Here is a 13,996-nt window from a genome sequence, read left to right on the forward strand (position 1 = left end):
GCGGCAATCTCACCCTGGGAGTGACCCACCACGGCCGCCGGCCGCACACCGAACGACTCCCAGACCGCGGCCAGCGACACCATCACCGCCCACAGCACCGGCTGCACCACATCCACCCGGTCCAGACCCGGCGCACCGTCCTCCCCGCGCACCACATCCGTCAACGACCAGTCGACGAACTGGGCCAGCGCCTCACCGCACTCCGCGAACCGCTCCGCGAACACCGGCGAGGACTCCAGCAGCTCCACCGCCATCCCGGCCCACTGCGCCCCCTGCCCCGGGAACACGAACACCGGGTCCACGCTCTCGCCGATGCGCTGGGTGGCGCCCCGGGCGAGGGCGGGCGTGGTGGTGCCGGTGGCGAGGGCTTGGAGTCCGGCGAGAAGGGTGTCGGTGTCGCCGCCGACGACGACCGCCCGCTCCTCCAGGGCGGCGCGGCCCGTGAGGAGGGTGTGCGCCACGTCGGCCGGGTCGGGGAGGGTGCCGGCGGTGTCCGTCAGGTGGGACAGCAGTCGTTCGGCCTGGGCGCGCAGTGCGTCCGCGGAGCGGGCGGAGACCAGCCACGGCACGACGGTTCCGGCCGGCGTCGAGGCCGGGGCCGACGCGACGGACTCCGGCTCGACGACGGGCTGTTCGAGGATGACGTGCGCGTTGGTGCCGCTGACGCCGAAGGAGGAGACGGCGGCTCGGCGTGGACGTCCCTCCGGGTTCCAGGGCCGTGCCTGGGTGAGGAGTTCGACGTGTCCGGCCGACCAGTCGACGAACGGGGAGACCTCGTCGGCGTGCAGGGTTCTGGGCAGGATGCCGTGCCGCATGGCCTGCACCGTCTTGATGATGCCGGCCATGCCGGAAGCGGCCTGGCTGTGGCCGATGTTGGACTTCACGGAGCCCAGCCAGAGCGGGTGTTCGGCGTCGTGCTCCTGGCCGTAGGTGGCGAGCAGCGCCTGTGCCTCGATCGGGTCGCCGAGCTTGGTGCCGGTGCCGTGCGCCTCGACCATGTCCACGTCCGCGGCGGTGAGGCCGGCGTCCGCGAGCGCGGCGCGGATGACGCGCTGCTGGGAGCGTCCGTTGGGGGCGGTGAGGCCGTTGGAGGCGCCGTCCTGGTTGATGGCCGAGCCGCGGACGACGGCCAGGATCTGGTGCCCGTTGGCCCGCGCGTCCGACAGCCGCTCCAGGAGCAGCACGCCCACGCCCTCGGCCATGCCCATGCCGTCGGCGCCGGCTCCGAACGCCTTGCAGCGGCCGTCGGTCGCCAGGCCCCGCTGGCGGCTGAAGCCGACCATGCCGATCGGCTCGCCCATGACGGCGGCGCCGCCGGTCAGGGCGAGGGAGCACTCGCCGGAGCGCAGCGACCGGATGGCCAGGTGCATGGCGACGAGCGCGGAGGAGCAGCCGGTGTCCAGGGTCACGGCCGGGCCTTCGAGGCCCAGGGTGTAGGAGACGCGGCCGGAGGCGATGCTGGTGACGGTGCCGGTGATCAGGTGCCCTTCGAGGCCCTCGGGTGCTTCGCCGCCCGTGCCGTACCCCTGGTGGGACACGCCGACGAAGACACCGGTGTCGCTGCCGCGCAGGCTGTCGGGGGCGATGCCGGCCCGCTCCAGGGTTTCCCAGCTGGTTTCGAGGAGCAGGCGCTGCTGCGGGTCCATCGCCGTGGCCTCGCGCGGCGAGATGCCGAAGAAGCCGGCGTCGAACTCGGCGGCGTCGTGCAGGAATCCGCCCTCGCGGGCGTAGGTGGTGCCGGGCCGGTCCGGGTCGGGGTCGTACAGGTTCTCGACGTCCCAGCCGCGGTCGGCGGGGAGGGAGGTGATGGCGTCGGTCTCGTCGAGGACGAGCCGCCAGAAGGCGTCGGGCGAGTGCGCTCCGCCGGGGAAGCGGCAGCCCATCGAGACGATCGCGATGGGCTCGTCCTCGTGTGCGGGGCGGGCCGCGGCCGGGGCGGGCAGGGCGGCGGCGCGGTCGTCCGCCGTGTCGCCGGCGTCCTCGACGAGGTGCTCGAGCAGGTGCCGTACGAGCTCGTTGACGTTGGGGAAGTCGAAGACGACCGTGGCGGGGAGGCTCAGTCCGGTCGCCGCGTTGAGGCGGTTGCGCAGTTCGACGGCGGTCAGGGAGTCGAAGCCGAGTTCACGGAAGGCGCGCTGGGGGGCGATCTCCTCGCCGTCGGCGTGGCCGAGGGCGGTGGCGACCTGGGTGCGCACGAGGTCGGTGAGGGTGCGGACGCGCTCGGCGGCGGGCAGGGCGGCCAGTTCGGCGCGCAGGCCGCCGAGCCGGTCGGCCGACGTGTCCTCGTCGGGCGCGTCGGCCTTCATGGCCTCGGCGACCTCGGGGACCTCGTGCAGCAGGGGCCGGGGGTGGGCGGCGGTGAAGACGGGGACGAACCGTTCCCAGTCGATGTCGGCGACGGCGAGGAAGACGTCGTCGTGGTCGAGGGCCTGCTCGAGTCCGGTGACGGCCAGGTCGGAGTCCATGAACGGGATGCCGCGCCAGCGCAGTTGCTCGCGCACGACGTTGACGGCCATGCCGCCGCCCTCGGGGCTCCAGATGCCCCACGCGATCGACGTTCCGGTCAGGCCGCGGGCCCTGCGCTGGTCGGCGAGGGCGTCCACGTAGGCGTTGGAGGCCGAGTACGCGCCGTGGTCGCCGCTGCCCCAGGTGCCGGCGACGGACGAGTAGAGGACGAAGGCGTCCAGCCGGTCGTGGTCGAAGACGGCGTCGAGGTTGGCGGCGCCGAGCAGCTTGGCGCGGGCGCCCTCGGCGAAGAAGTCCAGGTCGGTCTCGGCGAGGGGGGCGAGCATGCCGACGCCGGCCGTGTGCACGACGGTGCGGATGGCGGGCCCGTCGGCCTCGACCTCGGCGACCAGGCGTTCCAGGGCGTCGCGGTCGGCGACGTCGCAGGCGGCGATGGTGACGCGGCAGCCCAGGGCGGTCAGTTCCTCGCGGAGCGCCTCGGCGCCGGGGGCGTCCGGTCCGCGGCGGCTGGTCAGCACCAGGTGCTCGGCCCCCTTGCGGGCCAGCAGACGTGCGGTGTGGGCGCCGAGGCCGCCGGTCCCGCCGGTGACGAGCGCGGCGCCGCTGGTGCGCCAGGCGCGCGGCGCGGGGCGTCCCGCGAGCGGGGCCCGGACCAGGCGGCGGATGTGGGCGGTACGGCCACGGAGGGCCGTCTGGTCCTCGTCGGAGCGGGCGGCGAGGACGGCGACGAGCCCGCGGGCGGTGTCCTCGTCCAGCTCGGCCGGCAGGTCCACGAGTCCGCCCCAGCGGCGGGGCTGCTCCAGCGCGACGACCCGTCCGAAGCCCCACAGGGCGCCCTGGAGCGGGTTGCGTACGACGTCACCGGTGCCGGTGGTGACGGCCTCGCTGGTCAGGATCCAGAGCCGGGCGTCCAGGTCGGCGTCCAGCAGCCCCTGGAGCAGGACGAGGGAGGAGGTCATGCCTGCGGTGGCGCCCGGGTGACCGGGAGCGGGACGCTCGTCGAGCGCGAGCAGGGAGACGACGCCCTGGACGGACGCCGGTTCGGCGGAGGTGGCCCCGGTGACGGAGAGCGCGTCCGCGAGTCGTGCGGCGACGCGTTCGCGGTCGAGGTCGCCGGCGTCCACGGCGATGGTGACGGTGGTCGCGCCGGCTTGGCTGAGGGTGCGGGCCACTGCGGCGACCAGAGGGGACCGCAGGTGCGTCTCCGGGACGGCGAGGAGCCAGGTGCCGTCCAGGGTTCTGGTGGCGGGCAGGTCGTGCGTGCGCCAGACCACCCGGTAGCGCCACCTGTCGACCGTGGCACGCTCCTTGCCCGCCTGACGCCAGGCGGACAGAGCCGGGACGACCTCGCCGAGGGCCTCGGTGGCCTCCAGACCCAGGGTGCGGGCGAACTCTTGGAGATCACCTTCCTGAACGGTGCGCCAGAACCGCTCCTCCACCGGGTCGGCGGCGGCCTGTGACTGGGGCTTCGGTGCGTCCAGCCAGTAACGGCGGCGCTGGAAGGCGTACGTGGGCAGGTCGACGCGGCGCGGGGACAGCCCCGCGAAGGCGGGCGTCCAGTCGACGGCCACGCCACGCGCCCATGCCTCGCCGAGGGAGATGTACAGGCGGTTCAGTCCGCCCTCACCCCGGCGCAGGGAGCCGACGACCACGGCGTCGGCGCCGGCCGTCTCCACGGCCTCGGCGACCGGCACGGTCAGCACCGGGTGCGGGCTCATCTCCAGGAACGCGCCATGACCCTCCGCGACCAACGCGGTGATCACAGGCTCGAGCAGGACGGTCTGACGCAGGTTGCGGTACCAGTAGCCGGCGTCCGTCTCACCGGCGTCGATCCACTCCCCCGTCACCGTCGACAGGAACGGCACCGACGGCTCACCCGCCGTGACCGGGGCAAGAAGCTCCGCCAACTCGGCCTGGATGGACTCGACATGGGCCGAGTGCGAGGCGTAATCCACCTCGATCCGGCGCACCCGCACACCGGACTCCTCCGCGTGGACCATGAGCTCGTCCAGGGCGTCCGCGTCACCCGACACCACCGTGGACGTCGGCCCGTTCACCGCAGCGACCGAAATACGGCCGTCCCAACGGGAGATCAGCGACTCGGTGTCCTCATGCGTCAGCGCGACGGACACCATGCCGCCCCGCCCCGCCAGCGCCACGATCGCCTTCGACCGCAACGCCACCACCCGAGCACCATCGACGACGCTCAGCGCACCCGACACCACCGCAGCGGCAATCTCACCCTGAGAGTGACCCACCACGGCCGCCGGCCGCACACCGAACGACTCCCAGACCGCGGCCAGCGACACCATCACCGCCCACAGCACCGGCTGAACCACATCCACCCGGTCCAGACCCGGCGCACCGTCCTCCCCGCGCACCACATCCGTCAACGACCAGTCGACGAACTGGGCCAGCGCCTCACCGCACTCCGCGAACCGCTCCGCGAACACCGGCGAGGACTCCAGCAGCTCCACCGCCATCCCGGCCCACTGCGCCCCCTGCCCCGGGAACACGAACACCGGGTCCACGCTCTCGCCCGGGCTGGTGGTGAGGCCGCGCGCGGTGTCGGCGGGCTGTTCGCCGCGGGCCAGTGCGCGCAGGCCGTTCAGCAGGGCCTCGCGGTCGGCGCCGACGACCACGGCGCGCTCCTCCAGAGCGGCACGGCCGGTGGCGAGGGTGTGGGCGACGTCGGCGGTGTCGTAACCGGCGGTCGTCACGCGGTCGGCGAGCCGCTGCGCCTGCTCCCGCAGCGCGGCTTCCGAGCGGGCGGAGAGCAGCCACGGCACGACGGCGTCGGCCCGGTCGGCGGCAGCCTCCCCCTCCTCCGCGGCAGCTGCCTCCAACTCCTCCTCGGCCGGCGCCTGTTCGAGGACGACGTGCGCGTTGGTGCCGCTGCCGCCGAAGGAGGAGACGCCGACGCGGCGCGGCCGGTCGACGGCGGGCCATTCGACGGCCTCGGTGAGCAGGCGCAGGGTGCCGGACGACCAGTCGACGTGGGGGGTGGCCTCGTCCGCGTGGAGCGACTTGGGGACGATGCCCTGCCGCAGGGCGGCGACCATCTTGATGACGCCGAGGATGCCGGAGGCGGCCTGGGTGTGACCGATGTTGGACTTCAGCGAGCCGATCCACAGCGGATGCTCGGCGTCGCGTTCCTTGCCGTAGGTGGCGAGCAGCGCCTGCGCCTCGATCGGGTCGCCCAGTGTGGTGCCGGTGCCGTGCGCCTCAACGACGTCCACGTCCGCCGCCGACACCCCGGCGTCCTCCAGGGCCGCGCGGATGACGCGCTGCTGGGAGGGGCCGTTGGGGGCGGTGAGGCCGTTGGAGGCGCCGTCCTGGTTGATGGCCGAGCCGCGGAGGACGGCCAGGATCTGGTGCCCGTTGGCCCGCGCGTCCGACAGGCGCTCCAGGAGCAGCACGCCCACGCCCTCGCCCCAGCCGGTGCCGTCCGCGTCGGCGGAGAACGGCTTGCAGCGGCCGTCGGGGGCCAGCCCGCGCTGACGGCTGAACTCGACGAAGTTGCGCATGGTCGCCATGACGGTGGCGCCGCCGGCCACGGCCATGGAGCATTCGCCGGAGCGCAGGGCGCGGATCGCGAGGTGCAGTGCGACCAGCGAGGAGGAGCACATGGTGTCGAGGCTGACGGCGGGGCCCTCGAAGCCGAGGCTGTAGGCGATGCGGCCGGACAGGACCGCGGCGGATCCGCCGGTGAGCAGGTGGCCCTCGACGCCTTCGGGGGCGCCGGTGCCGTCGATGGCGTACGCCTGGTTGCTGGCGCCGACGAAGACGCCGGTGGAGCTGCCGCGCAGGGCGGTCGGGTCGATGCCGGCCCGTTCGAAGGCCTCCCAGGTGGTCTCCAGGAGCAGGCGCTGCTGCGGGTCCATCGCCGTCGCCTCGCGCGGCGAGATCTCGAAGAAGCCGGCGTCGAACTCGGCCGCGTCGTACAGGAACGCGCCGTGGCGGACGTAACTCGTGCCGACGCGGTCGGGGTCGGGGTCGTAGAGCGCGTCCAGGTCCCAGCCGCGGTCGGTGGGCAGCTCCGAGACGGTGTCGACGCCGTCGGCCACGAGCTGCCACAGGTCCTCGGGGCTGCGCACGCCGCCGGGCACACGGCAGGCGGTCGCCACGATGGCGATCGGCTCGTGCGCCCGCGTCTCCAGGTCCGTGAGCCGGCGCCGCGTGTGGCGCAGGTCGGTGGTGACGCGCTTGAGGTATTCGCGGAGCTTGTCCTCGGTGTTGTCCGTGTTGCCCATGGCAGTCAGCCCTTCGAGAATCGGGAGGTCGTGTCGGGGGGACCGCTCAGGAGATCCCGAGTTCCCTGTCGATCAGGTCGAACATGTCCTCGTCGGAGGCGTCGACCAGTTCCTCGTCGACGTCCGTGTGCGCCGGGTCGCCGGTGTGCGCCGGGGCGGCGGTGGACGCCGGATCGCCGGGGGACGCCGCCCAGCTGTCCAGCAGTCCGCGCAGCGCGTCCGCGAGCTCCTGCCGGCCTGCGGGGTCGGCGGCGGCGCGGTAGGCCGCCTCGATCTCCCGCAGCCGCGGGTCGAGGACGGTGCCGGGAGCCTCGTCCTCGGGGAAGAGCTCGTCGTCGAGGTGGGCGGCCAGCGCGTTCGGCGTGGGGTGGTCGAACACGATGGTCGCGGGCAGCCGGGTGCCGAGCGCGGAGCCGAGGCGGTTGCGCAGTTCGACGGCGGTCAGCGAGTCGAAGCCCACGTCGCGGAACGCCTTGCCCGTGCGGACGCCGTCGCCGGAGCCGAGCACCGTGGCGACGTGGGTGCGGACCAGGTCGACCAGGCGGCGCCGCCGCTTGGCGGGGGGCAGGGCGGCGAGTTCGCCGCGCAGTCCGTCGGCGGCCGTGGTGTCGTCCTGCCCGGCGGCCTCCTCCTCGTGCCGCCGCGCCAGCAGGTCACGGACCTCGGGCACGTCGTCGATGAGCGGCCGGTGGCCGTGCGCGCAGTACGCAGGCACGAACCGGTCCCAGCGGATGTCGGCGACGACCAGGGTCGTGTCGCCGTCGGCCACCGCCTCGCGCAGCGCCCGCACGGCGAGCCCCGGTTCCATCGCGGGCACGCCCCGGCGCAGCAGCTGCTCCCCCACCTCGGCGTCGACCATGCCGCCGCCCGCCCAGGCGCCCCAGGCGATCGAGGTGGCGGGCAGACCGGCCGCCCGGCGCCGCTCGGCGAGCGCGTCGAGGTGGGCGTTGGCGGCGGCGTAGGGCGCTTGTCCGCCGTTGCCCCAGACGCCGGCCCCGGAGGAGAACAGCACGAAGGCGTCCAACGGCCGGCCGGCCAGCAGCTCGTGCAGGTGCTGGGCGCCGACGACCTTGGCGTGCACGAGGTCGACCGCCTCGTCCGCGTCGATGTCGGTGAAAGGCCGGGCCCGGTCGACGACACCGGCGGTGTGGACGACCGCGGTGAGCGGCAGCTCCTCCGGTACGCCGTCCAGGAGAGCGGCGAGCGCGGCACGGTCGGCGACGTCGCAGGCGGCGACGGTCACCCGGCAGCCCAGGGCGGTCAGCTCCTCGCGCAGCGCCTCGGCGCCCGGGGCGTCCGGTCCGCGGCGGCTGGTCAGCAGCAGGTGCTCGGCGCCCTCGCGGGCCAGGTCCCGGGCCACGTGGGCGCCGAGCGCGCCGGTGCCGCCGGTGACCAGGACGGTGCCGCGGGGCTTCCATCCGGGACGGGCGGTCGTCGGCCCCTCGTCCCGGGGCGAGCGGACCATGCGCCGGACGTACACGCCCCCGGCGCGCACGGCGAACTCCGTCTCCCGCCCCCGCTCCCCGGCGCCTTCCGCGCCGTGTCCGGAGAGCAGGACGGTCAGGCGGGGCAGCAGGCCGTGCGCGTCGTCCCCGGCGGGGAGGTCGACGAGGCCGCCGGCCCGCTCGGGGTCGTCGAGCCCGGCCACCCTCAGCAGGCCCCACACGGCGGCCTGTCCGGCGTCCGGGGCCTCCGTGGTGACGCCGGCCACGACCGCGCCCCGGGTCACCGCCCACAGAGGGGTGACGAGTCCAGCGTCCGCGAGCGCCTGGCTCAGCGCCATGGAGGCCAGCAGCCCGCGCGAGACACCGCTGCTCCGCTTGTCGGGAGCACCGTCCAGCGCGAGAAGCGACAGCACACCCGCGGGCGGCTCTCCCGAGGAGGTGAGGGCGGCCAGCCGTTCGGCGAGCACCACCCGGTCCGCGTTGTCCGGTACGTCAAGGCGTACGACGTCGGCGCCGGCCTTCGTGAGTGCATCGCGTGTCCGCAGCGTCAGCTCGTCGTCGGTCCACGTCTCCGGGACGGCGAGGAGCCAGGTGCCGTGCAGGCTGCCGGCGGCGGGCAGCTCACGGGGCTGCCAGACCACCCGGTAACGCCAACCGTCCACCGTGGCACGCTCCTTGCCCGCCTGCCGCCACGCGGACAACGCCGGGACGACCTCACCCAGGGCGTCGGTGACCTCCAGACCCAGGGTGCGGGCGACCTGCTGGAGATCGCCCTCCTGAACGGTGCGCCAGAACTGCTCCTCCACCGGATCGACAACTGCTGCCTGCGGTTCGGTCTTGGGTGCCTCCAGCCAGTAGCGACGGTGCTGGAAGGCGTACGTGGGCAGGTCCACGCGGCGCGGGGACAGCCCCGCGAAGGCGGGCGTCCAGTCGACGGCGACACCACGCGCCCATGCCTCGCCCAGAGACGTGTACAGGCGATCCAGGCCGCCCTCGCCCCGGCGCAGCGACCCTACGACCACGGCGTCGACGTCGGCCGCCTCCACGGTTTCGGCCACCGGCACGGTCAGTACGGGGTGCGGGCTCATCTCCAGGAACGCGCCGTGTCCGGACTGCGCCAGGCGCCGTACGACCGGCTCCAGCAGGACGGTCTGACGCAGGTTCCGGTACCAGTACCCGGCATCCGTCTCACCGGCGCCGATCCACTCCCCCGTCACCGTCGACAGGAACGGCACCGACGGCTCACCCGCCGTGACCGGGGCAAGAAGCTCCGCCAACTCGGCCTGGATGGACTCGACATGGGCCGAGTGCGAGGCGTAGTCCACCTCGATCCGGCGCACCCGCGTGCCCACTTCCTCGGCGTGGGTGACGAGCTCGTCCAGGGCGTCCGCGTCACCCGACACCACCGTGGACGTCGGCCCGTTCACCGCAGCGACCGAAATACGGCCGTCCCAACGGGAGATCAGCGACTCGGTGTCCTCATGCGTCAGCGCGACGGACACCATCCCGCCCCGCCCCGCCAGCGCGACGATCGCCTTCGACCGCAACGCCACCACCCGAGCACCATCGACGACGCTCAGCGCACCCGACACCACCGCAGCGGCGATCTCACCCTGGGAGTGACCCACCACGGCCGCCGGCCGCACACCGAACGACTCCCAGACCGCGGCCAGCGACACCATCACCGCCCACAGCACCGGCTGCACGACATCCACCCGGTCCAGACCCGGCGCGCCGTCCTCCCCGCGCACCACGTCCGTCAACGACCAGTCGACGAACTGGGCCAGAGCCTCACCGCACTCCGCGAACCGCTCCGCGAACACCGGGCTGGCGTCGAGGAGTTCGACAGCCATGCCCATCCACTGGGCACCCTGACCGGGGAACACGAACACCGGCGAGCCGGCCGACGGCGCCACGACACCGGACGCCACAGGCTCGCCACCCGCACCCACCAGCACCGCCCGATGCTCGAACACCGACCGCGACACCAGCAGCGACCACGCCACGTCCACCGGCCGCACCGCAGCCGACTCCAGATGAGTCTTCAGCCGCTCGACCTGACCTGCCAACGCACCTTCAGAACGCGCCGACACCAGGAACGGGAGGACCACCGTCTCGTCCACGGTCGAGGGCACGTCCACGGTGTCCTGGGTCACGGCCTCAGGCTCCTCGAGGATCACGTGCGCGTTCGTCCCGCTGATCCCGAACGACGACACCCCGGCCCGCCGCGGACGACCGTCCCGCGCCTCCCACTCACGGGCCTGCGCCAGCAGTTCCACCGACCCCGACGACCAGTCCACGATGGTGCTGGGCCGTTCGGCCGCGAGAGACCTGGGGAGGGTACGCGCCCGCATCGCCTCGACGGTCTTGATGATGCCGGCGACGCCGGAAGCGGCCTGCGTGTGGCCGATGTTGGACTTCAAGGACCCGAGCCACAGAGGATGGTCGGCGTCACGGTCCTTGCCGTAGGTGGCGAGCAGCGCCTGCGCCTCGATCGGGTCCCCGAGCTTCGTGCCCGTGCCGTGCGCTTCAACGACGTCCACGTCCGCCGCCGACACCCCCGCGTCCGCCAGCGCCGCCCGGATCACCCGCTCCTGCGAGGGACCGTTGGGCGCCGTGAGGCCGTTGGAGGCGCCGTCCTGGTTGACCGCGCTGCCACGCACGACGGCCAGCACCTGGTGCCCCTTGGCCTGCGCGTCCGACAGTCGCTCCAGCAGCAGTACGCCCACGCCCTCGGAGAGGGCGAACCCGTCCGCGTCGTCGGCGAACGGCTTGCAGCGGCCGTCGGGGGCGAGTGCCCGCTGACGGCTGAAGGCGACGAAGGGGCCGGGGCCCGACATCACCGTGGCCGCCCCCGCCAGGGCGAGGGAGCACTCGCCGTCACGCAGGGCGCGCACGGCCAGGTGCAGCGCTACCAGCGAGGACGAGCAGGCCGTGTCGACCGTCACCGCCGGACCCTCCAGCCCCAGCGCGTACGCGATACGCCCCGACGCCACACTGGCCGCGGCTCCGGTGGCGAGGTAGCCCTCGTTGTCACCGGAGGCGGCGCGCAGCCGGGTGGCGTACTCCTGGTCGGTGAGGCCGATGTAGACGCCCGTGGAACTGCCGCGCAGCGCCTTGGGATCCATGCCGGCGCGTTCGAGTGTCTCCCAGGTCGTCTCCAGGAGCAGCCGCTGCTGCGGATCCATCGCCAGCGCCTCACGCGCCGAGATGCCGAAGAAGCCGGCGTCGAACTCGCCCGGACCCTCCAGGAACCCGCTCTCACGGACGTAGCTGGTGCCGAGGTGATCGGGGTCGGCGTCGTACAGGGCGTCGAGGTCCCAGCCGCGGTCGGCCGGCAGCGGCGTGACGGCGTCCACTTCCTCGCTGACCAGCCGCCACAGGTCCTCCGGGCTGCGCACTCCGCCGGGGAAGCGGCAGCCCATGGACACGATCGCGATGGGATCGTCCGCGTGGACGTCGTTCGTGTCGCCCGTGTCGTGCGCGGTCGCCGCGTCCCGTCCCGGCTCCTCCGGCCGGCCGAACGCCCGCTCCTCGATGCAGGCGGCCAGGGCGGTGATGCTGGGGTGGTCGAAGACGACGGTGGTGGGCAGGGTGAGCGCGGTGGCGCGGTTGAGGCGGTCGCGGAGGGCGACGGCGGTCAGGGAGTCGAACCCCATGTCCTTGAAGGCCGTCTCGTCGCCGAGTGCGCCGGAGGCGGCGGGGTCCTGGGTGTCGTGTCCGAGCACGGCGGCCACGGCGGTGCTCACCAGCGCGCGCAGTGCGGCCGGCCGGCGGGCGGGATCCAGCGCGGCGATCTCCCGCAGTGCGCCTGCGTGGCTCTCGCTGCCGTCGGCACCGGTTCCGTCGCTGCCGGCGTCCGTGGTGGTCGCGGCGTCGGGCAGCTCCCGCAGGAGCGCGCTGCCGCGCACGGAGGTGAAGACCTCGGCGAAGCGCCGCCAATCGACGTCGGCGACAGCGACGAACGTGTCGTCGTGGTCCAGAGCCTGCTGGAGTCCGGTGATCGCGGTGGCGGGCTCGATCACGGGGACGCCTCTGCGGGCCAGGTCGCCCTGCACGGACTCGGCGATCATGCCGCCGCCGGCCCAGGGGCCCCAGGCCACGGAGAGCACGGGTGCGCCGTCGGCGCGGCGACGCTCGGCGCGGGCGTCGAGGATCGCGTTGGCGGCGGCGTACGCGGCATGGTCGGCGACGCCCCAGGTGCCGGAGATGGACGAGAAGTAGACGACCGCGTCCAGCTGGGCGGGGTCGAGGACGGCGTCGAGGTGTTCCGCGCCCAGCACCTTCCCGGAGAGGGTGGCCTCCAGATCCTCCGGCCCGGCGTCCGCCACGGGGCCCAGCGCGCTCACGCCTGCCGCGTGGACGACGGACCGTACGGGGGTGCCGTCCTCGGCGAGACGGGCGACCAGACCGGCCACCGCCTCACGGTCGGCCATGTCGCAGGCGGCGACCGTCAACCGCGTCCCGCGCGACTGCACTTCGGTGCGGAGTTCCTCGACGTGAGGGCCGTCGCCCGTACGCCCGGTGAGGACGACGTGCTCGGCGCCGTTGTCCGTCAGCCAGCGCGCGACGTGAGCGCCCAGCGCACCGGTGCCGCCGGTGACGAGGACGGTGCCGCGCGCCTTCCAGACGCGTGCGGGCGTCTTGCCGCCGGTGGGCGCGTGGACGAGCCGACGGCCGTACGCCTTGCCCTCCCGCAGGGCGACCTGGTCCTCCTCGCCGCCGGCGGCGAGGACGTCGGGCAGGACGGCCAGGGTACGGAGAGTGGCGACCGCGGGGAGGTCGACAAGTCCACCCCACCGCTTGGGGTGCTCCAGGGCCGCGGCCCGGCCCAGGCCCCACACGCCGGCCTGCACGGGAGCCGTCGGCGCCTCGTGCGGACCAACGCCCACGGCCCCCTGGGTCACGCACCACAGAGGTGCCCCGATCCCGGCGTCGCCGAGGGCCTGGACGAGGGCGAGGCTGCCCGCGAGCCCCTGCGGAACGGCCGGTCGGTCCGGCTGCGGACGCGTGTCGAGGGACAGCAGGGAGAGGACGGTGGTGACCGTGCCGGCACCGTCGATGCGGTTGAGCAGCGCCAGGAGGGCTTCCCGGTCCATGTCGTCGGACGCGACGGTGAGCGTCAGGGTGCGCACGCCTCGGTTCTCGAGCGCGGCCCGTACGGCGGTGGCCGCCTCGCCGTCCTCGACGGCCGCGGGGACGACGAGCAGCCAGGTGCCGTCGATGGCAGCCGCGGTCGAATTCGGGGCCGGGAGGGCTCGCCACTCGACCCGATGACGCCAGCCGTCGACGAGGCCGTGTTCCCGGCGCGACCGCCGCCAGGCAGCCAGTGCGGGAACGACGGCGTGCAGCCCCTGCTGACCGTCCTGGTCGGAGACACCGAGGGTGGCGGCCAGCTCCGACAGGTCGCCTTCCTCCACGGTGCGCCAGAACCGCTCTTCCACCGGATCGGCGGCGGTCTGCGGTTCGGTCTTGGGTGCCTCCAGCCAGTAGCGACGGTGCTGGAAGGCGTACGTGGGCAGGTCGACGCGGCGCGGGGACAGCCCCGCGAAGGCGGGCGTCCAGTCGACGGCGACACCACGCGCCCATGCCTCGCCCAGAGACGTGTACAGGCGATCCAGGCCGCCCTCGCCCCGGCGCAGCGACCCTACGACCACGGCGTCGGCACCGGCGGCTTCCACCGTCTCGGCCACCGGCACGGTCAGTACGGGGTGCGGACTCATCTCCAGGAACGCGCCGTGTCCGGACTGCGCCAGGCGCCGTACGACCGGCTCCAGCAGGACGGTCTGACGCAGGTTCCGGTACCAGTAGCCGGCATCCGTCTCACCGGCG

At 74.0% G+C, this 13,996-nt stretch carries 2 protein-coding genes and 1 pseudogene; all 3 read right to left on the bottom strand.

Features of this window, described 5'->3' with window-relative positions; translation table 11 throughout:
* Positions 1 to 6,719 (bottom strand): type I polyketide synthase (locus tag CCN29_RS28525; RefSeq protein WP_143661394.1); only part of this gene is annotated, 6,719 nt, incomplete at its 3' end.
* Between the two features lie 46 nt (positions 6,720 to 6,765).
* Complete coding sequence (locus CCN29_RS28530) at positions 6,766 to 11,589, bottom strand: type I polyketide synthase (protein ID WP_442538529.1); 4,824 nt, start codon at positions 11,587 to 11,589, stop codon at positions 6,766 to 6,768.
* Between the two features lie 171 nt (positions 11,590 to 11,760).
* A pseudogene (locus tag CCN29_RS36325) lies at positions 11,761 to 13,996 on the bottom strand (SDR family NAD(P)-dependent oxidoreductase); the annotation flags it as partial.

Source organism: Streptomyces pseudogriseolus, assembly GCA_002154585.1.
GTDB classification, from domain to species: domain Bacteria; phylum Actinomycetota; class Actinomycetes; order Streptomycetales; family Streptomycetaceae; genus Streptomyces; species Streptomyces pseudogriseolus.

Excerpts from the sequence above, each read along its gene's own strand:
- CCN29_RS28530 (WP_442538529.1), bottom strand. The coding sequence starts at position 11,589 with ATGGGCTGCCGCTTCCCCGGCGGAGTGCGCAGCCCGGAGGACCTGTGG.